Consider the following 25,264-nt stretch of genomic DNA (forward strand, 5'->3'; position numbering starts at 1 on the left):
ACCACCACCGCCGAGGGGTCCCATGTCGCCGCTGCACACCGCCCTGCTCCAGAGTTCGGGACGGCCCGGCGACGTCGCGCACAACCTGGCGGTGCTTGCCGACGCGGCCCGCGAGGCGGCCGCGACCGGCGCCCGGCTGCTCGCCTGCCCCGAGCTGTTCCTCACCGGCTACGCGATCGGCGGCGACGTGCACCGCCTCGCCGCGCCGGCGGACGGCGACAGCGCCCGGGCGGTGGGCCGAATCGCAGCCGAACACGGCATCGCGGTGCTCTACGGCTACCCGGAGCGCGCCCCCGAAGAGACCGGCGTGGTCTACAACTCCGCCCAGCTGATCGGCCCCGACGGCACGGCGCTCGCCAACTACCGCAAGACCCACCTCTTCGGCTGCTTCGAGCGCGAGTGGTTCACCCCGGGCGACCGGACGGTCGTCCAGGCGGAGCTGGACGGGATCCGGATCGGCCTGCTGATCTGCTACGACGTGGAGTTCCCGGAGAACGTCCGGGCGCACGCGCTGGCCGGGACCGATCTGCTGCTGGTGCCCACCGCGCAGATGCACCCCTTCCAGATCGTGCCGGAGCAGATGATCCCGGTGCGCGCCTTCGAGAATCAGATGTACGTCGCCTACGTCAACCGGGTCGGCGCGGAGGGCGAGTTCGAGTTCGTCGGCCTGAGCTGCCTGGCCGGACCGGACGGCGTCGTCCGCACCCGCGCGGGACGCTCCGAGCAGCTGGTGCAGGCCGCGGTCGACCCGGAGTTCCTGAAGGAAGCGCGGGAGAACAACCCCTACCTGCAGGACCGGAGGCCGGAGCTCTACACCGACCTCGCCTGACCGCCGCCCCACCGCGCCCGGCGGCCCCGCCCGCCTCCGTGCCGTTCCCCGGTCAGCCGCGGCGCCCCGCACCACCCCACCGGACACGAGCGCGCCCCGCCGCGCCCACCCGCGCCCGATACGCCCTGATACGCCCCGCCCCCGCCCCCGCCCGCAAGGAGTCCGCCCCGATGACGTCCACGGTGCCCCCCGCCGTCCCGCACACCTCCGCGCAGCCGCCGATCACCATGTTCGGCCCGGACTTCCCCTACGCGTACGACGACTACCTCGCGCACCCGGCGGGCCTCGGCCAGATCCCGGCGACCGAGCAGGGCACCGAGGTGGCGATCGTCGGCGGCGGCCTCTCCGGCATCGTCACCGCGTACGAGCTGATGAAGATGGGCCTCAAGCCCGTCGTCTACGAGGCGGACCAGATAGGCGGCCGGCTGCGCACCGTCGGCTTCGACGGCTGCTCCGCCGCGGGCGACGACAGCGTGCTCAACTGCGAGCTGGGCGCGATGCGCTTCCCGCCGTCCTCGACGGCGCTCCAGCACTACATCGACCTGGTGGGCCTGGAGACCGCGCCGTTCCCCAACCCGCTCGCCGAGGCCACCCCGTCGACCGTCGTCGACCTCAAGGGCGAGTCGCACTACGCCGAGACCCTCGACGACCTGCCCGCGGTCTACCGCCAGGTCGCCGAGGCGTGGAACGCCTGCCTGGAGGAGGGCGCCGACTTCTCCGACATGAACCAGGCCATGCGCGAGCGCGACGTGCCGCGCATCCGCGAGATCTGGGCGCAGCTCGTCGAGAAGCTCGACAACCAGACCTTCTACGGCTTCCTCTGCGACTCGAAGGCGTTCACCTCCTTCCGGCACCGCGAGATCTTCGGCCAGGTCGGCTTCGGCACCGGCGGCTGGGACACCGACTTCCCCAACTCCATCCTGGAGATCCTGCGGGTCGTCTACACCGAGGCCGACGACCACCACCGCGGCATCGTCGGCGGCTCCCAGCAGCTGCCGCTGCGCCTCTGGGAGCGCGCGCCGCGGAAGATCGTGCACTGGGCCCCGGGCACCTCGCTGTCGTCGCTGCACGACGGCGCGCCCCGGCCGGCCGTGACCCGGCTGCACCGCACCGCCGGCAACCGCATCACCGTCACCGACGCCTCCGGCGACATCCGCTCGTACAAGGCGGTGGTCTTCACCGCGCAGAGCTGGATGCTGCTCTCGAAGATCGACTGCGACGACGACCTGTTCCCGATCGACCACTGGACGGCGATCGAGCGCACCCACTACATGGAGTCCAGCAAGCTCTTCGTCCCCGTCGACCGGCCGTTCTGGCTGGACAAGGCCGTCGACGACGAGGGCAACGAGACGGGCCGCGACGTGATGTCGATGACGCTCACCGACCGCATGACGCGCGGGACGTACCTCCTGGACAACGGCCCGGACCAGCCGGCCGTCATCTGCCTCTCCTACACCTGGTGCGACGACAGCCTGAAGTGGCTGCCGCTGTCGGCGAACGAGCGCATGGAGGTCATGCTCAAGTCGCTCGGCGAGATCTACCCGAAGGTCGACATCCGGAAGCACATCATCGGCAACCCGGTGACCGTGTCCTGGGAGAACGAGCCCTACTTCATGGGCGCGTTCAAGGCCAACCTGCCCGGCCACTACCGCTACCAGCGGCGCCTGTTCACCCACTTCATGCAGGAGCTGCTCCCCGAGGACAAGCGCGGCATCTTCCTCGCCGGTGACGACATCTCCTGGACGGCGGGCTGGGCCGAGGGCGCCATCCAGACCGCACTGAACGTGGTGTGGGGCGTGATGCACCACCTCGGCGGCGGCACCGACGGGACCAATCCGGGCCCCGGCGACGTCTACGACGAGATCGCGCCGGTGGAGCTCCCGGAGGACTGAGCGCCTCCGGAGCGGGCGCCACGCCCTGAGCGGACCGCTCGCGTGCGCGCCGACCGACGTGCGGAGGGCCCCGGTTGATCCGGGGCCCTCCGCATTTCCGCGTACGGGGCCGTGTACGGGAGCCCGGGCGGTCCCGCGGGTGCTACAGGCCGGCCGCCCGGACCCGCCCGTGCAGTTCGGCGGCCCGGTCGGCCAGCTCCTTGCCGTCCCGGCAGTGCACCTGGAGGTCCACCAGGACCTCCCGGGCCCCGGCTTCCGCGGCGCCGGCCAGATCCGCCAGCACCTGGTCGTGGCTGCCGGTGTACGGGCGGCGCCCGGCCTCGGGCAGCGGCGCCGCGGTCAGCTCGACCCCGACCCGCAGCACGACGTCCAGCTCCCCGGGGTCGCGGCCGTGCCGCTCGGCGGCCCGGGCCAGCCGGGCGAGGAGCGGGGTGAGCTGCTCGCCCGTCAGGTGGGCCGGGAGCCAGCCGTCGGCGCGCCGCGCCACCCGGTCCAGGGCCCGGCCGCCGCCCGCGGCCAGGTAGACCGGGATCGGACGGGCCGGTTTGGGGCCGACCGAGGCCGGCGCGAGCTCCGTCCAGCGGCCCCGGTAGGCGACCGGGTCGGGGCCCCAGACCGCCGCGCAGACATCCAGCAGTTCGTCCAGCTGGGCGCCGCGGTCGGCGTACGCGGTGACCCCGGCGGCCCGGTACTCGTCCTGGGACCAGCCGGTGCCCAGGCCCGCCAGCACCCGTCCGCCGGCGGCCGCGTCCAGCGTCGCCAGCGTCCGGGCGAGCGGGAACGGCGCGTGCAGCCCGGAGACCAGCACACTGCTGCCCAGCCGGACCCGGTCGGTGACGGCGGCAGCCAGTGCGAGGGTGACCAGCGGGTCGGCGCACCGCCGGTAGAAGTCGGGCCAGGGCAGGCCCGGCACGCCGTAGAGCCCGTCGAGGGGCTCGTGCGGGAACACCGTCCGTTCGAAGACCCAGACGCTGTCGAAGCCGATCTCCTCCGCGGCGCGGGCCACGTCCCGCACCGCGCACCGCGGGTCGTACTGCGGCATCTGGGGCAGCCCCAGTCCCAGTCGTAACGTCATGGGCGGCACCCTACGGCGAGGCGCCCGGCAGCGGAACGAACTCGGCGGCGGTCGTGGCGCGCCGCCGCCGACCGGCCACCGCGCCGCGGACTACCCCAGCGGGGTCAGCAGACAGCGGCCGATCACACCCACGCTCGCGTCCAGGCGGTCGGCGAACTCCTCGGCGACCTCCGGGAGCCGGCGGACGCCCCACATCATGCGGGCCGCGGCCCAGGCGCCGTCGCGGGCCATCTCCAGGCTCCAGGAGCCGATGAGGTGGGTGAGCGGATCGGCGATGTCCAGGAGGTCGGGGCCGGGCATCAAGGTCTCCCGGATGCCCTCCTCCAGGCCGGTGAGGATCGTGCCGATGCGGTCGAAGTCGCCTTCCAGGTCCGGGGGTTCGCAGTCCAGCGCCCGGCAGGCGTCCACGACGGCCAGTGCGAGGTCGTGGCCGATGTGCGCGTTGATGCCGGCCAGCGCGAACTGCAGCGGGCGGACCCCGGGATGCCGGCGCAGCTGGAACAGCGGCCGCCAGCAGGCCGGCGGCCGCAGCCCGGTGGCGTCGGCGTCGACCGCGGTGAAGTAGCGGCGGGCGAACTGGACGTCCAACTCACCGGCGGCCGCCGGGTCCTCGAAGGCGCCGTCCCCTGCCCGCCGCGCGACGGCCTCGGTGACGGCCAGGTAGACCCGGTTGAAGACGGCCACCCCGTCGTCGGCGGGCAGCACCCGGTCCAGCGCCCGCATCCGCGCCAGTACGTGCGCCACCCCTGCCGCCGCCGCAGGTCCGAAGCCGTCGGCGGACCGGGCGGCGGGTTCGGCGGCGGTGTGCCGCGGGCCGTTTCCGCCGTGCTGCTGAAGGGTCGTCATCCGCTCAGCGTGACATCGCGATACCCCTAAACACGCCGATGACTGTGGCCAGTTGACCGGAACGGGGTAATAATCGGCCCACCGCTCCGAAGCCCTTCCCGCCGTCCCGCGCCGTTTCGCTCCCGTGGTGCGCCTACCGCGTCGATGCGTGCTGCGTGATTCCGTCCGGGCCGACGCGGCGGCGCTCTCCCCGCGAAGTCCCGTGAGCACACCCATGTCCCTTCGGACAGCCCAGTTCGGACATCTCCATTCGGCATCCCAGGAAACGCCGCATGAACGCGGCGCAGAATTCCGGAGGTTGAACCGTGTCCCGAAGACTTGCCGCCGCACTGGCCGCACCGCTGCTGGCGGTCTCCGCACTGGCGGTGGCCGCCGCCCCGGCCCAGGCCGCCCCCGCCGACAAGCCGCAGGTGATGGCGAGCTTCACACAGACCAGTGCGACCAGCTACGCCAACTGGCTGGCGGCCCGCAACAATCAGGGGAAATGGGCCGCCTACGATTTCGACTGGTCCACCGACTATTGCTCCAAGTCGCCGGACAACCCCTTCGGCTTCCCGTTCAAGCTCTCCTGCGCCCGACACGACTTCGGTTACCGCAACTACAAGAAAGCGGGAACCTTCACCGCCAACAAGGCGCGTTTGGACAGTGCCCTCTATGCGGACCTGAAACGGATATGCGCCGGCTATTCCGGCGCGAAGAAGGTGTCCTGCAACGGGCTGGCCTGGACGTATTACGAGGCCGTCAAGAACCTCGGCAGGTAGCGCCGGGCGACGGTCCGGGGCGCGGCGCGGCCCACCGCCCGCGCCCCGGACCGTCCCGCGCCGGCGGCCGCTCCGCGCGGCGCGCGGGAGCCGGGTCCGCAGCAGGTGGCGGCGGGTGTGCGGCGCGGTGGTGCCTAGTTTGTCCTGAAGCAGTAGTTCGACTATGAATCACTTCGGCTCTGTGGCGTGCAGGGCGTCACGGAAGTGGAGAGTGATCATGGCCGGCTTCGGGTGGAAGCTTCATGGGGACGGGCGGCATCTCAAGCCGGGGGAGGTGGTCAAGCCCGGCGAACGCCTGACGTGGGGCCGCACCATCGCGCTCGGAGCCCAGCACGTCGTCTCGATGATCGGCGCGTGCTTCGTCGCCCCGGTACTGATGGGTCTGGACCCCAGCCTGGCCCTCATGGCATCCGGCGTGGCCACGGTCCTCTTCCTGGTGATGACCCGCGGACGCATCCCCAGCTACCTGGGCTCGTCGCTCTCCTTCGTCGGCGTGTCCGCCGTGATCGCAGGTCAGGGGGGTGACGCCGGCACGCTGACGGGGGCGATGCTCGTCGTGGGCGCCTGCCTGGCGGGCTGCGGGATCGTCATCCACATTCTCGGCGCCCGTGTGATCCACGCGGTGCTGCCGCCCGTGGTGACCGGCGCGGTCGTCATGCTCATCGGCTTCAACCTCGCCCCGGTGACGGCATCGACCTACTGGCCGCAGGACCAGTGGACGGCACTGGCCACCATGCTGTTCACCGGCCTCGCCCTCGTCGTCCTGCGCGGCTTCTGGTCGCGGATCGCCATCTTCCTGGGCCTGGTCTTCGGGTACGTACTGTCCTGGGTCCTCGACCGCACCACGGGAATGATCCACGCGGCCAACGGCGCGGGGAAGGTGACCGACCACTGGCGCATCGACTTCTCCGGCGTCGAGAAGGCCGACTGGATCGGCCTCCCGACGTTCCACGCACCGAACTTCTCGGCCTCGGCGATCCTCGTCGCGCTTCCCGTTCTGGTCGCCCTGGTCGCGGAGAACGCCGGCCACGTCAAGGCGGTCGGCGAGATGACCGGTGACCCCCTCGAAGACAAGATGGGCATGGCCATCGTCGCCGACGGCACGGCGACGGTCCTGTCGACCGCGGTCGGCGGCCCCGCCACCACGACGTACGCCGAGAACATCGGCGTGATGGCGGCGACCCGCGTCTACTCCACCGCCGCCTACTCCGCGGCGGCCGTCTTCGCGGTGCTCTTCGGCCTGTGCCCGAAGTTCGGCGCGGTGGTGGCCGCGATCCCCGGCGGGGTGCTGGGCGGCATCACGGTCATCCTCTACGGCATGATCGGCCTGCTGGGCGCCCAGATCTGGATTCGCAACAAGGTGGACTTCACCCTGCCGCTGAACCTCATCCCCGCCGCGGCCGGCATCATCATGGCCATCGGCGGCGTCTCGCTGAAGTTCACCGAGCACTTCGAACTCGGCGGAATCGCCCTCGGGACGCTGATCGTGCTCACCGGGTACCACTCCCTGCGCTGGCTCTCGCAGGGAGCCGGCCGGCGCCAGATGCCGCTCCTCGACGCCGGAACCAGCGACTACGACGGATCAACCGGCCGCGAGGACTGACCGCGAGGACTGACCGCGACGACCGGCCGGTGGGCGTCGGGCCGCGCGCCCCTCGCCCCGGTCGGCGTCACGCGCTCGTCAGGACGACGAGCTGCCGGGTCGCCCGGGTCATCGCGACGTAGCGGTCGACCGCCCCTGCGACGCCCTCGCCGAACGCCTCCGGGTCGACGAGGACGACCAGGTCGAACTCCAGCCCCTTCGACAGCCCCGGGGTCAGCCACCGGACGCGGGACGTCTCCCGGAACGTGCCCGCTCCGCTGTCACCGGCGCCGATGACGCAGGCCACCCCGTCGGTATGCGCGCCGAGCCAGTCATCGAGGACCGCGTCCAGATCCGCAACGGATCCGTGCACGACGGGGATGCCGCTGCTGCGGACGGAGGTCGGCACGTTGGCGTCCGGGAGCGCGGCCCGGATGACCGGCTCGGCCTCCGCCATGACCTCCTCCGGCGTCCGGTAGTTGACGCTCAGGGAGGCCACCTCGATCCGGTCCAGCCCGATCCGCTCCAGCCGCTCCCGCCACGACTCGGTGAACCCGTACCGGGCCTGGGCGCGGTCCCCGACGATGGTGAAGCTCCGGGACGGGCAGCGGAGCAGCAGCATCTGCCACTCGGCGTCGGTCAGTTCCTGGGCCTCGTCCACGACGATGTGCGCGAACGGGCCGGCCAGCGGTGCGGGGTCGGTGCCGGGCAGCGCGGTCCGGTCGATCAGGCTGTCCTGCAGGTCCCGTCCGCGCAGCATCGTCACCGCGCCTTCGCCGTCGTCGTCGGCCGCGAGCACGTTGTCGATGACGTCGGCCATCCGCGCCCGTTCGGCGGCGACGGCGGCGCGCTGCCGACGCTTGCGCCGCGCCGCCTCCGGGTCGCCGAGCCGCTGCCGTGCCGCGTCCAGGAGCGGCAGGTCGGACACCGTCCAGTCCTGGGGAGCCGCCTTGCGCTGGAGCGTGCGGACCTCGTCGCGGCTGAGCCAGGGAGCGCACATCCGCAGGTAGGCGGGTACCGACCAGAGGTCTCCGACGAGGTCGGCCGCTTCGAGCAGCGGCCATGCGCGGTTGAGGGTGGTGACCAGCTCCTCGTCGTGCTGCAGCGACCTCAGGAACAGGTCGGGCGGGATGTCGCCGTCGAGCTTGTCCAGCAGGATCGCGACCAGTTCGTCCCAGATCTCCTCGCGCGCCTCGTTGTGCGGAGTGCCCGGGGCCGGCGCGTCGAACGCCTCGGCCCAGTCGTCGGCGGTCAGCCGGACGTCGGACCAGGAGGTGGTGACCGTCATCTCCTCGGTGGGCGGCTCCTCGTAGAACCTGACGGCCTTCTCGATCGCCTGCACCATGGCCGCGGACGACTTCAGCAGGGCCACGTCCGGATCGGTCTCGCTCGCCGCGCCGGGGCCCTCGGCGACGAGGTCCCGCAGGGTGCAGGTCTGCACGCCCTCCTCCCCGAGGCTGGGCAGGACGTCCTCGACGTAGGCCAGGTACGGCTGGTGCGGGCCGACGAACAGCACCCCGCCCCGGCGGTGCCCCAGGCGGGGGTCGGAGTAGAGGAGGTGGGCGGTGCGGTGCAGCGCGACGACGGTCTTCCCGGTACCGGGACCGCCGTCGACGACGAGGGCGCCGCGCGAGCCCGCCCGGACGATGGCGTCCTGGTCGGCCTGGATGGTGGCGAGGACGTCGCGCATCCGGGCCGACCGGGTGCCGCCCAGGCTGGCGATGAAGGCGGACTGGTCGTCGAGCGCGGCGTGCCCGTCGAGCCCGTCGGCGGTGAACACCTCGTCCCAGTAGTCGCTGATCCGGCCACCGGTCCAGCGGTACCTGCGGCGGCTCGCCAGACCCATCGGGTCGGCGTGGGTCGCCGCGAAGAACGGCTCGGCCGCGGGGGAGCGCCAGTCGATCAGCAGTCGGCGCCCCGCGGCGTCGGTGAGGCCGAGCCGCCCGATGTACACGGGCCCGGAGCCGTCCGCGCCGACGGTGTGCCCGAGGCACAGGTCCAAGCCGAAGCGGCGCAGAGCGCGCAGGCGACCGGTCAGCCGGTGGATCTCGGCGTCCCGTTCCATCGCCGCCCGGCCCAGGCCGCCGGGCGCCCTGCGCTCGGCGTCGAGGCGGTCGGAGAGTTCGGCGATGGTCTGCTCAAGGCTCTCGGCGATGGCGGCGAAGTGCTGCTCGTCGCCGGCGATCAGTATCGGGTCGGCCTTGGGCGAGAGCTGGTCGGGAAGGTCGAACGCGCTGGTGGTCGAGGGGGTCATGTCGTCAGCTCCGTTCCGAGGTCGCGCCCGCGAAGCCCGACGGCGCGGACCTCCGCACGCCGGCACCGAGGTCCCGCGACGCGCGTTCCGCCACCGGCTCGACGCCCCCGCCCGCCGCCCGCACTGACAACCGCACACACACGTCGTGCATCTCCTCTTTCCGCAGGTACTGGCTTCGGCCGGTGATTCTGCGGCACCCCCTGGGCCTTGCCGCAAGCCCCCTGGTGCGCTATACGTTGAGAGTGGCGAGGAGCGGCTCTTCCCCTTCGCCCCTCTCGTCCGATGCGGACGGACCAGCTCTCACCCCCCCCTCGGCCCTCTGGGCCCCCTGACGGTGTCGCCGTCGGCGCTGCGGCTGCCCGCGGCCGATCCTGAGCGATACCGGCAACGCCCCGCGGGCGTCCGGGACTTCGGCGAGGAGCGTGGCGGCCGTCGGGTGGGGACGGCGGCCGGTCCGTACGAGCGCCAACTCGCCGGTGAGGAAGGGGAGTTCGCATTCGTCCGCGGGAGACGCATGGGCGGTGTACGGCCCCGTCGGCGCAGGCGCACGCGTCGGGTCGTGGACCTGGACCTGGGCCGGGACCTGGGCCGGGACCTTGACCGGCAGGCCGTCGACGGGGCGGGGTGCGGGGCGGGTGTGGTCCCGGCCGTTCGTGCCGTTCGTGTCACCGGCTCACCCGGTGACACCGCTTTTAAGCGGCCGCTTAGGATGGTTCGGGCTTGTCGCGCCGGCCCCGACCGGTGCCGCGGGCACCGGATCACCCACTCGGATTCCCCAGGAGCACCACCCGTGAGCGTCGAACCCCGCCAGGCCGCCGACCCCGTCGCCTACGGGCAGCTGGTCCCCGTCACCGTCCACTTCGACGACCTCGACGCGCTCGGCATGCTCCACAACTCCCGCTATCCGCTGCTGGCCGAGCGGGCCTGGGCCGAGTACTGGCACGGGTTCGGCTTCGGCTTCGACGGCGACTGGGCCGCCGCGGGCGACATGTGCAACGTCGTCAAGGAGATGAAGGTCTCCTACGAGCGCCCGGTCACCCGCGCCGGCCGCTACGCCGTGCACCTGTGGGTCGAACGCCTCGGCCGCACCGGCCTCACCTACGGCTTCCGGCTCTGCTCCGCCGACGGCACCGAGACCCACGCCCGCGGCCACCGCGTCCTGGTCCGCGTCGACCCGCAGGCGCTGCGGCCGACCCTGTGGTCGGACCGGGGCCGGGCGATCGCCGCGGACCTGCTGCGGCCGGAGTCGGCGGGCGAGGTGCCGGCCGCCGGGGCCGAAGCGGCCTGAGCCGCCGCGGTCAGGAGCGCTCCAGGCCGCTTTCGGTGGCGGCCGGTGCGCCCGCCGAGGCCGTCCGGGCCGGTGCCCGCAGTACCCGCGCCCCTGCCACCAGGCCGAAGGTCAGCGCCGTGACCAGGACGAACGAGCCGGTCAACGAGGTCGCCTGAGCGATGCCGCCGATCGCCGAGGGGGCGATCAGCCCCGAGGTGTAGGTGATCGTGGCCACCCCCGCGATGGCCTGGCTGGGCGCCGGGCCGCTGCGGCCGGCCGCGGCGAACGCCAGCGGGACCACCACCGCGATCCCCAGGCCGACCAGGCCGAAGCCGGCCATCGCCGGCACCGGGTGGCCGGCAGTGACGATCAGCAGTCCGCCGAGGGTGGCCAGCGCCCCGCCCGCCCGGACCGTGCGGACCGGGCCGAACCGGGCCACCACCTTGTCCCCGGCCAGCCGGGCGGCCGCCATCATGCAGGAGAACGCGGTGGTGGAGGCGGCCGCCAGTCCCGCGTCCGTACCCAGCCGGTCGCGGAGGTAGACCGCCGACCAGTCCAGCGAGGCACCCTCGGCGAACACCGCGCAGAACCCTATGGCGCCGATGATCAGCGCCGACCGGGGCGGCAGCGCGAAGCGTGGCGGCGGATGCTCCTCCGGGGCGCTGCGCAGATCCAGTACGCCCCGGCAGACCAGCGCCCCGAGCAGGGTCGACACCAGGGCGGCGCCGGCGAGATGGAGCCGGGCATCGGTGCCGGTGTGCGCGGCGACGGTGCCGACCGCCGATCCGAGCAGCGCGCCCACGCTCCACATGCCGTGCAGCCCGGACATGATCGGGCGGCCCAGCCGGTCCTCGGTCTCCACGCCCAGCGCGTTCATCGCTACGTCCGCCATGCCCGAGGTGGCGCCGTAGACGAGCAGGGTGCCGCAGAGCACGAACACGTCGGGGGAGAGGGCGGGCAGGGCCAGGGACAGCGTCCACAGTGCGAGCAGGGCGCGCAGCGCGGCGCGGGCGCCGAAGCGGTGGCTGATCCGGCCGGCCAGCGGCATCGCCAGCGACGCGCCGATCGCCGGGAAGGCGAGGGCCAGGCCGAGTTGGCCCGGCGGGATCTGGGTGTGGTCCTGGATCCAGGGGATGCGGGTGGCGAAGTTGCCGGTGACCGAGCCGTGGACGAGGAACACCGCGGCGATCGCCCAGCGGGCGCGGCGCAGTCGGCGGTCGGGGAGTCGGGGGAGCGGGGCACGGGGAATGGCGCCGGGAACGCCGTTGCCAGCCATGGCCGGTAAACTATCAGGAACCCTGCCTGATAATAAGGGTGACGGTTCGCGAGGATGGAAGAATCCAGCCATGCATGCACCGCTCGCGGCAGCCGCCGGCCGTACCGCCTCCCCGGCCACCGCCCGGCTGATCAACGACCGGCTGGCGCTCCGACTCCTCCAGTCCGAGGGGCCGCTGACGGCCGGTCAGCTCAAGAAGCTGACCGGCCTGTCCCGCCCCACCGTCGCGGACCTGGTCGACCGCCTCCAGGAGGCCGGACTGGTCGCCGTGGTCGGCGAGAGCGGTGCCCAGCGGCGCGGCCCCAACGCCCGGCTCTACGGGATCGTCGCCGACCGGGCCCATCTGCTCGGTCTCGACCTGCGCACCCACTCCCTCACCGTGGCGGTCGCCGACCTCCTCGGGCAGGTACGGGCCGAACGCACCGTCCCCGTCGACCCGCCCGGCGCCGCCGGCACCACCGCGGCGGCCCTCGCCGGCGCGCTCGCCGGCGCGCTCGCCGGCGCGCTCGCCACCATCGACGGCACGCTCGCCGAGGCCGGGGCCGCCGCTCCGCACGCCCTCGCCATCGGCGCGCCCGGCCTGGTCGACCCGGTCACCGGGCGGCTCGGAGGCTCCGCCCCCGCCTGGCACGACGCGCTGATCGACGCGCTGCGCGACCGCGGGACCGGCACCCTGCTGCTGGAGAACGAGGTCAACCTCGCCGCCCTCGCCGAACAGCGGGACGGCGCCGCCCGCGACCGCGACACCTTCGTCCTGCTCTGGCTCGGCCACGGCACCGGCGCCGCGGTGGTCCTGGACGGGGCGGTGCGGCGCGGTGCCTCCGGCGGCGCCGGCGAGATCGGCTTCCTGCCGGTCCCCGGCACCGGCGGACTGCCCTCCGCCACCGGCTGCGACGGCGGCTTCCACTCCCTCGCCGGCTCCGCCGCGATCGGCCGGCTCGCCGCGGAGCACGGCCGCGCGCCGACCGCCGCCGACGACGGCCCCGCACGCACCGAGGCACCGCCCGCCGAGGCACTGGTCCGGGACGCGGTGGCCGAGGGCGCCGGCGGCGCCGCCTTCCTCGACGCCCTGGCCGCCCGGATCGCGCTCGGCGTGGCGGGGGTGTGCGCGGTGCTCGACCCCGGGTGTGTCGTGCTCGGCGGCGAGATCGGCCGGGCCGGCGGCGACCCGCTGGCCGGGCGCGTCGCCGACCACCTCGCCCGGCTCTCCCCGCTGCGCACGGAGGTCCGGGCCGGGACGGTCGGCGGCCGGGCGGTGCTGCGCGGTGCGGTGCTCGCCGCCCGGGACGCCGCACAGGACGACCTGTTCGGCGCCGCGGGCTGAGCGGGCCCGGCCGGCCTCGGCGGGGGTGCCCGCGTCACCGCCTCGTACCGGCCGCCGGGCTCACCCGTCCGCCCGCTCCGCCAGGAACTCCGCGTAGGTGCGGCGGCCCACCGCGTGCTCCGGGGCGAGGTTCTCCCCGCGCCGCAGCGCCGCCCCGGTCGCGCCGGGTACCCACACCGGCAGCGGCAGTCGCCGCCGGTGGCCCGCCGTCAGCGTCATCCGGACGACCTCGTCCGCCGTCAGCACCTCGGGACCGCCCAGGTCGGCGACCCGCCCGGCCGGCCCGCCCAGCGCCAACTGGGCCAGCCGGTCGGCCACTTCACCGGAGTCCACCGGCTGGACGCGGATCCCGGCCGGCACCGGGACCACGGGGGAGCGGGCGCCCGCCTTGACCAGCCGGAGCAGCAGGTCGTGGAACTGCGTCGCCCGCAGCACCGTCCAGCCGATCCCGGCCCCCGCCACCAGGCGCTCCACGGCGAGCTTGGTGCGGTAGTAGCGCAGCGGGATCCGGTCCACGCCGACGATCGAGATGTAGACCAGGTGCCGGACGCCGGCCCGGCCCGCCGCCTCGATCAGCCGCCCGGCCGCCTCCGTGTCGCCGCCGGCGGGCGTGGAGGCGCAGTGCACGACCGTGTCCACACCCGCCACCGCCTCCGCCAGCCCGGTGCCGTCCCGCAGGTCGACCGCGTACGACCGGGGGCGCCGCCGCCCGGCGCCGGTGTGCGGGTGCCGGCTCAGCGATCGGACGCCGTGGCCGCCGTCCAGCAGCCGGCCGACCACCGCGTGCCCGAGGGTGCCTGTGCCGCCGGTGACGAGGATTTCCGTCTTTTCCGTCATCGCGGATCCGTCCTTGAAGTGGGGAGAGGGGTACCGCCCCATGACGGAGTACCGGGCGCGGTCGTGACGGGCGGCGCGCCCGCGCCCTGTGAGGCAGCCCACAGGGCTTCGCTCGCATGGGCGACGATCGGCCGTGGCAGACTGAGGCTGTACTGACATAAGCAGCAGCGCACTCCGGGGTCGGTGTAATTCCGAACCGGCGGTAATAGTCCGCGACCCGTCCGCAGCCAGCGGCCGGTTGAGCAGGTGAAATTCCTGCACCGACGGTGAAAGTCCGGATGGGAGGCAGTGCGCGGCGGGCGAGCTTGACGTACACCGCCGTCGGCGGCACGTCCGGACGTGGTTTCCGGTCGGGTCGTGTGTGCCGACTTTGGTGTGCTGTGGCTTCAGCGTCCGCTCCTGTCGTCCAGACAGCCCCGGAGTCCGTGCCCGAAGAGGCAGGAGGACCCGGTGGCCACCCCAGCCCCCGTAGAGACCGCGGCGATGCGCCGGGCGATCGAGCTCGCCGCCCGCGGCCTCGGTCACACCAGCCCGAACCCGGTCGTCGGCTGTGTCGTCCTGGACTCCGCGGGCCGCACCGCGGGCGAGGGCTGGCACCAGCGGGCCGGCGGGCCGCACGCCGAGGTCCACGCCCTGCACGCCGCCGGCGAACGCGCCCGGGGCGGCACCGCGGTCGTCACCCTGGAACCCTGCAACCACACCGGTCGCACCGGTCCCTGCGCCCAGGCGCTGATAGACGCCGGGGTCGCCCGCGTCGTCTACGCCGTCGCCGACCCCAACCCCTCCGCCACCGGCGGCGCGCTGACCCTGGCCGAGGCCGGGATCGACGTCGAGGGCGGACTGCTCGCCGACGAGGCCGCGGCCGGCAACGAAGCCTGGCTGACCTCGGTGCTGCGCGGCCGCCCCTTCGTGCTCTGGAAGTACGCCGCCACCCTGGACGGCCGGATCGCCGCCGCCGACGGCACCAGCCGCTGGATCTCCTCGCCCGAGTCCCGCGCCGACGTGCACCGGCTGCGCGCCGCCGCGGACGCCGTGATCGTCGGCTCGGGCACCGCCCGCGCCGACGATCCGCAACTCGGCGCGCGGGTCTCCGGGCTCGCGGACGACGCGGTCAGCCAGCCGCTGCGGGTGGTCGTCGACTCCAGCGCCAGCGCCGTCAAGGCCGGTGCCCGGGTCCTGGACGGCACCGCGCCGACCCTGATCGCGGTCGCCGAGGACGCGGACGCCGCCCACCTCGAAGGGCTCGCCCCGCTCGTCCGGCTGCCCCGCGCCCCGCAAGGGCGCGGCCTGTCCATCCCCGCTCTGCTCCAGGCGCTGCAGGCCCGCGACGTGCGGTCCGCGCTGCTCGAAGGCGGGCCGACGCTGGCCGGGGCCTTCCTCGCCGCGGGGGCCGTCGACAAGGTCGTCGGCTATCTCGCGCCGGTGCTGCTCGGCGCCGGCCCGTCCGCCGTCGGCGACGCCGGAATCACCACCATCACCCAGGCGTTGCGGCTCGATGTGACCGACACCGCCCGGCTCGGCCCCGATCTGCGCATCACCGCCACCCCCATTCGCCACTCCCGTCCCGAGGAGAACTGAAGTGTTCACCGGAATCGTCGAAGAACTGGGTGAGGTCGCCGCCATCGAGGACCTCGGTGACGCCGCCCGCTTCCGGCTCCGCGGCCCCGTCGTCACCGAAGGCGCCAAGCACGGCGACTCGATCGCGGTCAACGGCGTCTGCCTGACCGTCGTGGACACCGCGGACGGCGAGTTCACCGCCGACGTGATGGCCGAGACCCTGCACCGCTCCAGCCTCGGCGCGCTGACCACCGGCTCCCGGGTCAACCTGGAGCGCCCGATGGCCCTCGGCGGGCGGCTCGGCGGCCACCTCGTCCAGGGCCACGTCGACGGCACCGGCACGATCGTCGAGCGCACCCCCGGCGAACACTGGGAGTTGGTCAAGGTCGCGCTGCCCGTCCGGCTCGCCCGCTACGTCGTCGAGAAGGGCTCCATCACGGTCGACGGCGTCAGCCTCACCGTCGTCGAGGCCGCCGACGACTACTTCACCATCAGCCTCATCCCCACCACCCTCGCCCTGACCACCCTCGGCATCAAGCAGCCCGGCGACCCGGTCAACCTGGAGGTGGACGTCCTCGCCAAGTACGTCGAGCGACTGCTCGGCCGGGGCGACAAGGACACCGAGGACCTCGCGGAGATCAAGGAGATGGACCGGTGAGCGTCCTGGACTGGCTCAACGGGCCGGCCTTCACGGCCTTCGGACAGCGCGTCATCTGGTCCGACATGATCGGCAACACCGTCGGCCTGGCCGCCCTGGCGCTCGGCTGGCGGCGCTCGATATGGACCTGGCCCACCCAGTTCCTGTCCGGCGTCATCCTCGTCGCCGCCTACGCCTCCGCCCACCTCAGCGGCGGGGTCGGCAAGCAGCTCCTGGTCATCGGGGTGGCGCTGTGGGGCTGGCGGCAGTGGCAGCGCGGCCGCCGGCAGGCCCAGGACGGCTCGATCGCCGTCCGGTTCGCCAGCTGGCGCGAGCGCGGGCTGCTGATCGGCGGCACCGCCCTCGGCACGCTGGCCGTCGGCGGCCTGTTCGCCCTGGTCCCGCAGCTGTCCTGGAACCCCTGGCCGGACGCCTACATCTTCGTCGGCACGCTCGCCGCGATGGTCGCCCAGGCCCGCGGACTGGTCGAGTTCTGGTTCGCCTGGCTGCTGGTCGACGTGGTCGGCGTCCCGCTCGCCTTCAGCAGCGGCCTGGCCTTCTCCGGCCTCGTCTACGTCGTCTACCTCGCCCTCGTCGCCTGGGGCATGCGCGACTGGTGGCTCCGCTCGCGGGCCGCCGCCGAAAGCCCCGCACTGGAAGGAGTCGCGGCATGACCGCACTGCAGAGCTGGTACGAGACCGAGAGCGGCGACCTCGCGCTGGACCCGGTCGAGCGGGCCATCGCCGACATCGCCGCCGGCCGGCCGGTCGTCGTGGTGGACGACGAGAGCCGGGAGAACGAGGGCGACCTGATCATCGCGGCCGAGAAGGCCACCCCGGAGATCGTCGCGTTCATGATGAGCGAGTGCCGCGGCCTGATCTGCGCCCCCATGGAGGGCACCGACCTGGACCGGCTGGACCTCCCGCAGATGGTCGACCGGAACACCGAGTCGATGGGCACCGCGTTCACCGTCTCGGTCGACGCCACCGCCGCGCACGGCGTCAGCACCGGTATCTCCGCCGCCGACCGCGCCACCACCCTCCGGCTGCTGGCCGCCGGCGGCTCGGCCCCCGGCGACTTCGTCCGACCGGGCCACGTCTTCCCGCTGCGCGCCAAGCCCGGCGGCGTCCTGGTCCGCAACGGCCACACCGAGGCCGGGGTGGACCTCGCCCGGCTGGCCGGACTCCGCCCGGCCGCCGCCATCGTCGAGATCGCCGGCGAGGACGGCACCATGCTGCGGCTGCCCGAACTGGTCCCGTTCGCTCGCAAGCACGGCCTGGCGATCATCTCCATCGAGGACCTGATCGCCTACCGCCGGTCCGCCGAACCCACCGTCCGCCGCGAGGCCACCACCCGGCTGCCCACCGCGCACGGCGAGTTCACCGCGTACGGCTACCGCTCCACGGTCGACGGCGTCGAGCACATCGCGCTGGTCGCCGGGGAACTGGGCGACGGCGAGGACGTCCTGGTCCGGGTCCACTCCGAGTGCCTGACCGGCGACGTCTTCCACTCGCTGCGCTGCGACTGCGGCCCCCAGCTGGAGGAGTCGCTGCGCCGGATCACCGAGGCCGGCCGCGGGGTGGTGGTCTACCTCCGCGGCCACGAGGGACGCGGCATCGGGCTGCTGTCCAAGCTGCGCGCCTACGAGCTCCAGGAGCGCGGCCGGGACACCCTCGACGCCAACCTCGAACTGGGGCTGCCGGCCGACTCCCGGGACTACGGCGCCGGCGCCCAGATGCTCCGGGACCTCGGCGTCCGCTCGGTCCGCCTGATGACCAACAACCCCGAGAAGAGCGCCGCCCTGGTGCGCCACGGCCTCACCGTCACCGGCCGCGAACCGATGCCCGTCCAGGCCGGCGAGCACAACCTGCGGTACCTCCGCACCAAGCGCGACCGGATGGGGCACGACCTGCCCTGGCTGGACGGCGCGCCCACCACCTGCGGCAACCAGTAACCCCCGACCACCCCGTCAACCACGCACCGGCACCAACCCGTACGAGGAGAAGCATGAGCGGCAAGGGCGCACCCGAACTGACCGTGAAGAACTGTGGCGACCTGCGGGTGGCCGTGATCGCCGCACAGTGGCACCAGCAGGTCATGGACAGCCTGGTGGAGGGCGCCCTGCGGGCCCTGGGCGAGCTGGGCATCGACGAGCCGACGCTGCTGCGGGTGCCCGGCGCCTTCGAGCTGCCGGTCGTCGCCAAGGTCCTGGCCGACCGCGGCTACGACGCGGTGGTCGCGCTCGGTGTGGTCATCCGGGGCGGCACCCCGCACTTCGACTACGTCTGCCAGGGCGTCACCCAGGGCCTGACCCAGGTCGCGGTGGACACCGGCGTACCGGTCGGCTTCGGCGTGCTGACCTGCGACACCGAGGAGCAGGCACTGGACCGCGCCGGACTGCCCGGATCCGCCGAGGACAAGGGCCACGAGGCGGTCACCGCCGCGGTCGCCACCGCCACCACGCTCCGCACCGTCGCGGAGCCCTGGCGCTGAGCCCACCCGCCACCGGCCACCGGCCTTCGCCCGAGGCGCTGCACGCCGCTGTGGCATCACCGCGTAGGGTAGGCGCCATCATGTCCAAGAAGACGTTCGAGGAGCTCTTCACCGAGCTCCAGCAGAAGGCCGCCACCGGCGACCCCGCCACCTCCCGCACCGCCGAGCTGGTGCAGGCCGGTGTCCATACGATCGGCAAGAAGATCGTCGAAGAGGCCGCGGAGGTGTGGATGGCCGCGGAGCACGAGTCCCACGACGCCGCCGCCGAGGAGATCTCCCAGCTCCTCTACCACCTCCAGGTGATGATGGTCGCCAAGGGGATCTCCCTCGACGACGTCTACGCCCACCTCTGATCCAGCCCCCTCCGCACTTCCCCAACTCCCTGAGCCGCAAAGGAAATCGCTGTCATGCTGCGCATCGCTGTCCCCAACAAGGGTTCACTGTCCGAGCCTGCGTCGGCGATGCTCCATGAGGCCGGCTACCGCCAGCGCAAGGACCGCCGCGAACTGGTCCTGGTCGACGCCGAGAACGACGTCGAGTTCTTCTTCCTGCGCCCCCGCGACATCGCGGTCTACGTCGGCTCCGGGAAGCTCGACATCGGCATCACCGGCCGCGACCTGCTGCTGGACTCCGGCTCGCCGGCCGAGGAGATCCTCCAGCTCGGCTTCGCCGGCTCCACGTTCCGCTACGCCACCCGTCCCGGCACCGCCAAGGACGTCAGCGAGTTCGGCGGGATGACCATCGCCACCTCCTTCTCCGGCCTGGTCACCAAGCACCTCGCCGACAACGGGGTGGACGCCTCCGTCGTCCACCTCGACGGAGCGGTCGAGACGGCCATCCAGCTCGGCGTCGCCGAGATCATCGCCGACGTCGTGGAGACCGGCACCACCCTGCGCAACGCCGGCCTGGAGATCATCGGCGAGCCGATCCTGAAGTCCGAGGCCGTGGTCATCCGCGGCACCGGAGCCCCGGACGACGACCCGAAGGTCCGCCAGTTCCTCCGCCGCATGCAGGGCGTCCTGGTGGCCCGCCGGTACGTGATGATGGACTACGACATCCGGGTCGACCAGGTCGAGAAGGCCGTGGCGCTCACCCCGGGTCTGGAGTCCCCGACCGTCTCCCCGCTGCACCACGAAGGCTGGGTCGCGGTCCGCTCCATGGTCCCGGCCAAGGACGCCCAGCGCATCATGGACGAGCTCTACGACCTCGGCGCCCGCGCGATCCTCACCACCGGCATCCACGCCTGCCGGCTCTGACGGACCGTAGCCAGCACTCCCACACCACCTGACGGAAGACGACACGTGTCCGCGCCCGCGTCCCCCGCTCCCGCCCTGCCCGGCCTCCCGGTGACCTTCCGGCCGACCCGCACCCGGGCCGTCCTGTACACCGTGGGCATCGCCCAGCTCGCCGCGCTCACCGCGATCGCGGTGCTGCTGCCGGCGCTGAGCGGCGGCGAGCGGATCAGCTTCGTCTGCACGGGAGTGCTGGTGGGCGCCGTCCTCCTGCTGCTCGGCCGCCCCAGGGTGGTCGCACGGCAGGAGGGCGTCACGGTCGTCAACCTCACCACCCGACGCGACCTGGCCTGGGCCCAGGTCGTCCGCGTCAACCTCCGTGCCGGCGACCCCTGGGTCCATCTGGACCTCGCCGACGGCACCAGTCTGCCCGCGATGGGCATCCAGCCCGGCATCGCCCGGGACCAGGCCATCCGCGACGCCCGCGCCCTGCGCGACCTCGTCGAGACCCACGGTGCCGTCGACCACACGGCCCGATGAGCCTGCCCTAACGCGGGCCCCGCTGTTTACTCTGTTCTCCGGGGTGCGCCCGCGCCCCGCCCCTCCGTGGGACCCAACGACCCGAGGAGTGACTCCCTCCGGCAATGGACGGATCGTCCTGTAGTACCTGCGCCGCCCCTTCCGAACCCCCGCATACGACGGAGGCGGCGGCATGACCGGCCCCCTGCTGCTCCTCCTTGCGGCACTCGCACTGATCCTGGCCAACGGCTTCTTCGTGGCCGCCGAGTTCGGCCTCGTCACCGTCGAGAAGGCGGACGCCGAACGGGCCGCCGCCGACGGCGACCAACGGGCCGGCACCGTGGTCTCCGCACTGCGTGAACTCTCCTTCCAGCTCTCCGGCACCCAACTCGGCATCACCATCACCTCCCTGGTGGTCGGCATGCTCGCCGAGCCGGCGCTGGCCGAGCTGCTGTCCGGCCCGCTGCTCGCCCTGGGCCTGCCGCGGGGTGCCGTCCCGGGCATCGCGGTGGTCATCGGCATGCTGGTGGCCTCCGCCGTCCAGATGGTCATCGGCGAACTGGTGCCCAAGAACTGGGCGGTCTCCAAGCCGCTCCAGGTCGCCCGCTTCGTCGCCGGCCCCCAGGACGCGTTCTCCCGCTTCTTCCGGCCGGTGATCACCCTGCTGAACACCGTCGCCAACCGGCTGGTCCGCGCCCTCGGCGTGGAACCGACCGACGAACTGGCCTCCGCCCGCACCCCCGGCGAGCTGGTCTCGCTGGCCCGGCACTCCGCGCGGGCCGGGGCGATCGAGCAGGACACCGCGGACCTCTTCGTCCGCACCCTCTCGCTCGCCGACCTCACCGCGGAGAACGTGATGACGCCCCGCGTGCGGGTCAGCGCCCTCCAGGCGAACGCCACCGCGGAGGACGTCGTGAACCTCACCCGGGCCACCGGGCTCTCCCGCTTCCCCGTCTACCGCACCCGGCTCGACGAGATCGTCGGCATGGTGCACCTCAAGGACGCGCTGGCGGTCCCCGCGGAGGAGCGGCTGCGCATCCCGGCGGCCCGGATCGCGGTGTCGCCGCTGCTGGTGCCCGAGACGCTGCCGGTGCAGCCGCTGCTGGAGCGGCTGCGCAGCGAGCAGCCGATCGCCGTGGTCGTCGACGAGTACGGCGGCACCGCCGGCGTGGTGACCCTGGAGGACATCATCGAGGAACTCGTCGGCGAGGTCCGCGACGAGCACGACCGGGTGGACCTGCCCGAACTGGGCCAGGCGCCGCCCGAGGACGGCCGCCCCGCGTGGGACGCCGACGGCGGCTGCCGGGTCGACACCCTGCGCAGGATCGGCCTGGACGCCCCCGAGGGCCCGTACGAGACGGTCGCGGGACTGGTCGCCCACATACTCGGCCGGATCCCGGCGCCCGGCGACACCGCGGAACTCGACGGCTGGCGGCTGCGGGTGCGGCTGGTGGCACACCACCGCGCCGAGCGGATACGACTGGTCCGGCTGGCCCCCGTCGTCCCCGAGGCCGCCCGCGAGCGGGTCGTGGCCGGTGCGGAGGTGGCCCGATGACCGTGGCCCAGCTCCTCTTCGCGGTCCTGCTCGTGCTCGCCAACGGCTTCTTCGTCGGCGCCGAGTTCGCCCTGGTCTCGGTCCGCCGCAGCCAGATCGAACCGCTCGCCACGATGGGCTCCAAGCGGGCCCGCCGGGTCCTGCACGGCCTGGAGAACCTGCCGCAGATGATGGCCGCCGCCCAGTTCGGCATCACCATCTGCTCCCTGACCCTCGGCGCGGTCGCCGAACCGACCGTCGCCCACCTGCTGGAGCCGGTCTTCGCGGCCGTCCGGCTGCCCGAGGCCCTGGTCCACCCCTTGGGCTATGCCATCGCCCTCGCCCTGGTGGTCTTCCTCCACCTGGTCATCGGCGAGATGGTCCCCAAGAACCTCGCGATGGCCGATCCCGAGAAGACCGCCCTGTGGTTCAGCCCCGGACTGGTCGCCTTCGCCCGCCTGTGCCGACCGGTCACCGCGCTGCTCGGCGCCCTGGCCGGCGGTGTGCTGCGGCTCTTCGGAGTGGAGCCCAAGGACGAGGTCGAGGCGGTCTTCACCAGTGAGCAGCTCACCCACCTCGTCGAGGACTCCGGCCAGGCGGGCCTGCTCGACCCGGGCGAGCAGGAGCGGCTCTCCGACGCCCTGGAGCTCGGCAGCCGCCCGGTCACCGACGTACTCCTCGACCCCGCCGGGCTGATCACCGTCGAGCCGACGGTGACGCCCCGCCAGGTGGAGGCGCTGACCGTACGGACCGGCTACTCCCGCTTCCCGGTATGCGCACCGGGCGGCGCCTACATGGGCTATCTGCACGTCAAGGACGTCCTGGACCTGGAGGACCGGGACCGGGCGGTGCCGCAGCGGATCTGGCACCCGATGGCCACGCTGCGCGCCGAACTGCCCCTGGACGACGCCCTGACGGCGATGCGCCGGGCCGCCTCCCACCTGGCCGCGGTCGCGGACCCCACCGGCCGGGTGCTCGGCCTGGTCGCGTTGGAGGACGTCCTGGAGATGCTGGTCGGCGAGGTCCGCGACCCCGCGCACCGGACGGAACCGCAGGCCGGTGCGGCGCCGCGGAAGGGGCCCGAGCGGGTCGGCGGGCCGCACGAGGAGGCGCCACTGGCGACCGAGGACCCCGCGCTGGCCGGCTGACCGCCGGACGGCCACGACGCCGTGGGGCGCGCCGGACCACCGGCGCGCCCCACGCGTTTCCGGCCCCGGGGCCGGTCCGCGCTCACGGCCGGGCCAGATCCCGATCCAGCGGACGGTCCTCAGAGGTCCAGCCCCTTCGGCGGTGCCTGCGGATCCGGCCCGCGGCCCGAGAGCACCTCGCCGTAGGCCTGCATCAGGTCCGGCAGGCGGAGGGTGGCGAGGTCGTCCCGGGTCGGGGTGCCCTGCCAGGTGGACAGCCGCAGATCGCGGTAGGCGCAGCTCTTCTCGTACAGGGTGCGCAGGAAGCGTCCGTTGCCCAGTTCGTCGATCCAGCCCTGCTCGACTACGTGGCCGTTGATGCTGCGCAGTTCGTCGCGGGCCTCCTCGTCCCAGCGGTCGCCGTTCTCCGCGGCCAGCACCTCGCCGATCTTGGTGAGTTCCAGCGGCCGGTAGCTGGGGAAGTCGACGCGGCTGGTGAACCGCGAGGACAGGCCGGGGTTGGCGGCCAGCAGCCGGTCCATGCCCTCGGGGTAGCCGGCCAGGATGACCACCAGCCGGTCGCGGTTGTCCTCGGCGCGCTTGAGCAGCACCTGGAGCGCCTCGTCGCCGTATGCGTCGCCCTTGCTGTAGCCGGAGTTGGACAGGCTGTACGCCTCGTCGACGAAGAGCACCCCGCCCAGCGCCGAGTCGATCAGCTCGTTCGCCTTGACCGCGGTCTGGCCGAGGAACTCGCCGACCAGATCGGCCCGTTGGGCCTCCACGAGATGGTCGCCGCCCAGCAGCCCCAGCGCGTAGAAGACCCGGCCGAGTATCCGGGCCACCGTGGTCTTGCCGGTCCCCGAGGGGCCGGAGAAGACGAAGTGCCGCTTCGGGGGCGCCACCGGCAGGCCCTGGCTCGCGCGCAGCCGGGCCATCCGCAGCTGCGCGGAGAGCGCCCGTACGTGGCGTTTGACCGGCTCCATGCCGACCATCCGCTCCAGCTCGGCCAGCGCCTTCTCCAGCAGCACCGGGTCGGCCGGCCCGGTGGGCAGGAGTTCGCCGCCGCGCCGTCCCGGTGCGGTGGTCTTGATGCGGGCCGCGCCGCCTTCCCCGGCGGGCGGGCCGGGCGGCTCGGCGGCCGGCCCGGCCGGCTCGTCGGCGAGCAGCAGCTCCCGGCCGTCCACCGGGTCCAGCGGCGCCAGCGGGTCGAGGTCGGCGCCGGCCTCCTGGGCCGGGCCCTGGGCGGAGACCGCCGCGAGGCCGGTGCCCTCGTCCAGGCCGTCCGCCTCCGCGATGGCGGCCAGCCGGGCCGCGGTGTCCATGAAGGTCGGGTCGACCCGGTGCACCGCGCGGTAGAGGGGGAGTGCGGCGGCGCTGCGGCCGGTGCCCTCGTAGGCGCGGGCGAGCCAGTAGCGCAGCTCCTTGCGCTGCGGTTGCTCGCTGCGGCAGCGCATCAGCGCCGCGGCCAGCAGCGGTTCGGCCTGCCCGTACATCTCCAGCCGTACCCGCGCCATCCCGCCGAACAGCCCCGCCTCGATGCCCAGCACCGGATCGCCGAGCAGCGGTTCGGTGTGCCGGACGAGTTGGTCCCAGTCCTTGACGAGATAGGCGCGGCAGGCGTGCAGGAAGCGCACCTGGGGGTCGGTCTCCACCGGTGGGCAGCCGGCCAGCGCCTGGTCCAGTTCGGCGACGTGGCGGCCGTCGAGCCAGTGGGAGGCGTGCGCCAGCAGCAGGTCGCGGCCGGTCTCCAGGACGGGCTGGACCCACCAGCCCAGCCAGTACCAGGAGTTGAGGGAGCGTCGGTGCCGGGCGCGCTGTTCACCGAAGCGGTCCCGGTGCTGGTGCATCCGCAGCAGCGCCATGGCGGTGTCCGCGCGCAGCGCGTGCAGCCCGAGCCAGGCGTCGGCCATCGACGGATCGAGGCGCACCGCGACCCGGAACTCCTCCTCGGCCTGGGGGTAGGCCCCCATGGTGTAGGCGTCGACCGCGCGTAGCCAGGCGAGTTCGGCCGGGGCGGGCGAACCCTGAGCGCCGACATCCATCCCGTCCCCCCACAAAACGTCCCCCCGTGGTGTTCCACCGGACGTGTGCCGGGCCGTGGGCCCAGGGCCTGGCAGGCCCTGGCCGAACCGGCGTGCGGCGGGCGGGAGTTGCCCTGCCACGCACCCGGGTCCGGATCCTGCGGTGGCACAGACTCGCATCGTACCTGCGCTGTCGGT

Annotated in this window: 22 protein-coding genes and 1 riboswitch; of the genes, 16 read left to right on the forward strand and 6 right to left on the reverse strand. The window is 73.4% G+C overall.

Going from position 1 to position 25,264, the window contains the following annotated elements; all coding sequences use genetic code 11:
• Positions 1-22 precede the first annotated feature (22 nt).
• Entirely contained in the window at positions 23-829 is an 807-nt protein-coding gene (locus tag CG747_RS15520) for a carbon-nitrogen hydrolase family protein (protein ID WP_100602313.1), read from the forward strand.
• Positions 830-999: 170 nt separating this feature from the next.
• Complete coding sequence (locus CG747_RS15525) at positions 1,000-2,721, forward strand: NAD(P)/FAD-dependent oxidoreductase (RefSeq protein ID WP_100602314.1); 1,722 nt, start codon at positions 1,000-1,002, stop codon at positions 2,719-2,721.
• A gap of 142 nt (positions 2,722-2,863) precedes the next feature.
• Here CG747_RS15525 and CG747_RS15530 read toward each other — a convergent pair whose 3' ends face one another.
• Complete coding sequence (locus tag CG747_RS15530) at positions 2,864-3,796, reverse strand: TIGR03619 family F420-dependent LLM class oxidoreductase (protein ID WP_100602315.1); 933 nt, start codon at positions 3,794-3,796, stop codon at positions 2,864-2,866.
• A 90-nt stretch (positions 3,797-3,886) separates the two neighbouring features.
• Positions 3,887-4,642 carry a DUF5995 family protein gene (locus CG747_RS15535; protein ID WP_308303782.1) on the reverse strand — a complete coding sequence of 252 codons (756 nt, stop codon included), beginning with the start codon at positions 4,640-4,642 and terminating at the stop codon, positions 3,887-3,889.
• Between the two features lie 305 nt (positions 4,643-4,947).
• Here CG747_RS15535 and CG747_RS15540 point away from each other — a divergent pair, with 305 nt between their 5' ends.
• Both CG747_RS15540 and CG747_RS15545 read left to right on the forward strand, forming a co-directional pair.
• Positions 4,948-5,403, forward strand: a complete 456-nt coding sequence (locus CG747_RS15540) for a phospholipase (protein WP_100602316.1) — start codon at positions 4,948-4,950, stop codon at positions 5,401-5,403.
• A 217-nt stretch (positions 5,404-5,620) separates the two neighbouring features.
• Positions 5,621-7,006 carry a uracil-xanthine permease family protein gene (locus tag CG747_RS15545; protein ID WP_100602422.1) on the forward strand — a complete coding sequence of 462 codons (1,386 nt, stop codon included), beginning with the start codon at positions 5,621-5,623 and terminating at the stop codon, positions 7,004-7,006.
• 67 nt (positions 7,007-7,073) lie between these two features.
• Here the strand turns inward: CG747_RS15545 and helR are convergent, their stop codons facing one another.
• Entirely contained in the window at positions 7,074-9,239 is a 2,166-nt protein-coding gene (helR, locus tag CG747_RS15550) for an RNA polymerase recycling motor ATPase HelR (RefSeq protein WP_100602317.1), read from the reverse strand.
• Positions 9,240-10,029: 790 nt separating this feature from the next.
• Here helR and CG747_RS15555 point away from each other — a divergent pair.
• Positions 10,030-10,527 carry a thioesterase family protein gene (locus CG747_RS15555; RefSeq protein ID WP_100602318.1) on the forward strand — a complete coding sequence of 166 codons (498 nt, stop codon included), beginning with the start codon at positions 10,030-10,032 and terminating at the stop codon, positions 10,525-10,527.
• A gap of 10 nt (positions 10,528-10,537) precedes the next feature.
• Here CG747_RS15555 and CG747_RS15560 read toward each other — a convergent pair whose 3' ends face one another.
• On the reverse strand, positions 10,538-11,785 hold the full coding sequence (locus tag CG747_RS15560; protein ID WP_100602319.1) for an MFS transporter: 1,248 nt from the start codon (positions 11,783-11,785) through the stop codon (positions 10,538-10,540).
• Positions 11,786-11,855: 70 nt separating this feature from the next.
• Here CG747_RS15560 and CG747_RS15565 point away from each other — a divergent pair, with 70 nt between their 5' ends.
• On the forward strand, positions 11,856-13,109 hold the full coding sequence (locus CG747_RS15565) for an ROK family transcriptional regulator (protein ID WP_100602320.1): 1,254 nt from the start codon (positions 11,856-11,858) through the stop codon (positions 13,107-13,109).
• Positions 13,110-13,169: 60 nt separating this feature from the next.
• Here CG747_RS15565 and CG747_RS15570 read toward each other — a convergent pair whose 3' ends face one another.
• Positions 13,170-13,946, reverse strand: coding sequence for an SDR family oxidoreductase (locus CG747_RS15570; RefSeq protein ID WP_100602321.1), 777 nt, complete (start codon positions 13,944-13,946; stop codon positions 13,170-13,172).
• A 165-nt stretch (positions 13,947-14,111) separates the two neighbouring features.
• A riboswitch (FMN riboswitch) is annotated at positions 14,112-14,242 on the forward strand.
• Between the two features lie 187 nt (positions 14,243-14,429).
• Between CG747_RS15570 and ribD the strand changes: the two genes are divergently transcribed.
• From ribD to CG747_RS15620, 10 genes are all read left to right on the forward strand, one after another.
• The gene (gene ribD, locus CG747_RS15575) at positions 14,430-15,524 is read left to right on the forward strand and encodes a bifunctional diaminohydroxyphosphoribosylaminopyrimidine deaminase/5-amino-6-(5-phosphoribosylamino)uracil reductase RibD (protein WP_100602423.1); all 1,095 of its coding nucleotides are present in this window, start codon (positions 14,430-14,432) and stop codon (positions 15,522-15,524) included.
• A gap of 1 nt (position 15,525) precedes the next feature.
• Complete coding sequence (locus CG747_RS15580; protein ID WP_100602322.1) at positions 15,526-16,161, forward strand: riboflavin synthase; 636 nt, start codon at positions 15,526-15,528, stop codon at positions 16,159-16,161.
• Positions 16,158-16,814: a nicotinamide mononucleotide transporter family protein gene (locus CG747_RS15585; RefSeq protein WP_100602323.1), complete on the forward strand. Its 657-nt coding sequence runs from the start codon at positions 16,158-16,160 to the stop codon at positions 16,812-16,814. The genes CG747_RS15580 and CG747_RS15585 overlap by 4 nt, the downstream gene beginning before the upstream one ends.
• Positions 16,811-18,094, forward strand: coding sequence for a bifunctional 3,4-dihydroxy-2-butanone-4-phosphate synthase/GTP cyclohydrolase II (locus CG747_RS15590; RefSeq protein ID WP_100602324.1), 1,284 nt, complete (start codon positions 16,811-16,813; stop codon positions 18,092-18,094). The genes CG747_RS15585 and CG747_RS15590 overlap by 4 nt, the downstream gene beginning before the upstream one ends.
• A 53-nt stretch (positions 18,095-18,147) precedes the next feature.
• Entirely contained in the window at positions 18,148-18,633 is a 486-nt protein-coding gene (gene ribH / locus CG747_RS15595) for a 6,7-dimethyl-8-ribityllumazine synthase (protein WP_100602325.1), read from the forward strand.
• An 80-nt stretch (positions 18,634-18,713) separates the two neighbouring features.
• Entirely contained in the window at positions 18,714-18,986 is a 273-nt protein-coding gene (locus tag CG747_RS15600) for a phosphoribosyl-ATP diphosphatase (RefSeq protein ID WP_100602326.1), read from the forward strand.
• Between the two features lie 54 nt (positions 18,987-19,040).
• Positions 19,041-19,889, forward strand: a complete 849-nt coding sequence (hisG, locus tag CG747_RS15605; RefSeq protein WP_100602327.1) for an ATP phosphoribosyltransferase — start codon at positions 19,041-19,043, stop codon at positions 19,887-19,889.
• A 45-nt stretch (positions 19,890-19,934) separates the two neighbouring features.
• Positions 19,935-20,405, forward strand: coding sequence for a PH domain-containing protein (locus tag CG747_RS15610; RefSeq protein ID WP_100602328.1), 471 nt, complete (start codon positions 19,935-19,937; stop codon positions 20,403-20,405).
• Between the two features lie 172 nt (positions 20,406-20,577).
• Entirely contained in the window at positions 20,578-21,939 is a 1,362-nt protein-coding gene (locus tag CG747_RS15615) for a hemolysin family protein (RefSeq protein ID WP_100602329.1), read from the forward strand.
• Positions 21,936-23,066: a hemolysin family protein gene (locus tag CG747_RS15620; protein WP_100602330.1), complete on the forward strand. Its 1,131-nt coding sequence runs from the start codon at positions 21,936-21,938 to the stop codon at positions 23,064-23,066. Before CG747_RS15615 ends, CG747_RS15620 begins: the two co-directional genes overlap by 4 nt.
• A 119-nt stretch (positions 23,067-23,185) precedes the next feature.
• Here CG747_RS15620 and CG747_RS15625 read toward each other — a convergent pair whose 3' ends face one another.
• Positions 23,186-25,087, reverse strand: coding sequence for an AAA family ATPase (locus tag CG747_RS15625; RefSeq protein WP_100602331.1), 1,902 nt, complete (start codon positions 25,085-25,087; stop codon positions 23,186-23,188).
• Positions 25,088-25,264 lie beyond the last annotated feature (177 nt).

Origin of the sequence: Streptomyces sp. CB02959, from assembly GCF_002803155.1 — a bacterium.
Classification (GTDB): domain Bacteria; phylum Actinomycetota; class Actinomycetes; order Streptomycetales; family Streptomycetaceae; genus Streptomyces.

Bases quoted from the DNA above. Each gene is read 5' to 3' on its own strand.
- CG747_RS15600 (WP_100602326.1), top strand. From the start codon at position 18,714: ATGTCCAAGAAGACGTTCGAGGAGCTCTTCACCGAGCTCCAGCAGAAG.
- CG747_RS15615 (WP_100602329.1), top strand. From the start codon at position 20,578: ATGACCGGCCCCCTGCTGCTCCTCCTTGCGGCACTCGCACTGATCCTG.
- CG747_RS15545 (WP_100602422.1), top strand. From the start codon at position 5,621: ATGGCCGGCTTCGGGTGGAAGCTTCATGGGGACGGGCGGCATCTCAAG.
- CG747_RS15625 (WP_100602331.1), bottom strand. From the start codon at position 25,087: ATGGATGTCGGCGCTCAGGGTTCGCCCGCCCCGGCCGAACTCGCCTGG.
- CG747_RS15570 (WP_100602321.1), bottom strand. From the start codon at position 13,946: ATGACGGAAAAGACGGAAATCCTCGTCACCGGCGGCACAGGCACCCTC.
- CG747_RS15590 (WP_100602324.1), top strand. From the start codon at position 16,811: ATGACCGCACTGCAGAGCTGGTACGAGACCGAGAGCGGCGACCTCGCG.
- CG747_RS15620 (WP_100602330.1), top strand. From the start codon at position 21,936: ATGACCGTGGCCCAGCTCCTCTTCGCGGTCCTGCTCGTGCTCGCCAAC.
- CG747_RS15525 (WP_100602314.1), top strand. From the start codon at position 1,000: ATGACGTCCACGGTGCCCCCCGCCGTCCCGCACACCTCCGCGCAGCCG.
- ribD (WP_100602423.1), top strand. From the start codon at position 14,430: ATGCGCCGGGCGATCGAGCTCGCCGCCCGCGGCCTCGGTCACACCAGC.
- CG747_RS15520 (WP_100602313.1), top strand. From the start codon at position 23: ATGTCGCCGCTGCACACCGCCCTGCTCCAGAGTTCGGGACGGCCCGGC.
- CG747_RS15560 (WP_100602319.1), bottom strand. From the start codon at position 11,785: ATGGCTGGCAACGGCGTTCCCGGCGCCATTCCCCGTGCCCCGCTCCCC.
- ribH (WP_100602325.1), top strand. From the start codon at position 18,148: ATGAGCGGCAAGGGCGCACCCGAACTGACCGTGAAGAACTGTGGCGAC.
- CG747_RS15530 (WP_100602315.1), bottom strand. From the start codon at position 3,796: ATGACGTTACGACTGGGACTGGGGCTGCCCCAGATGCCGCAGTACGAC.
- hisG (WP_100602327.1), top strand. From the start codon at position 19,041: ATGCTGCGCATCGCTGTCCCCAACAAGGGTTCACTGTCCGAGCCTGCG.
- helR (WP_100602317.1), bottom strand. From the start codon at position 9,239: ATGACCCCCTCGACCACCAGCGCGTTCGACCTTCCCGACCAGCTCTCG.
- CG747_RS15535 (WP_308303782.1), bottom strand. From the start codon at position 4,642: ATGACGACCCTTCAGCAGCACGGCGGAAACGGCCCGCGGCACACCGCC.
- CG747_RS15565 (WP_100602320.1), top strand. From the start codon at position 11,856: ATGCATGCACCGCTCGCGGCAGCCGCCGGCCGTACCGCCTCCCCGGCC.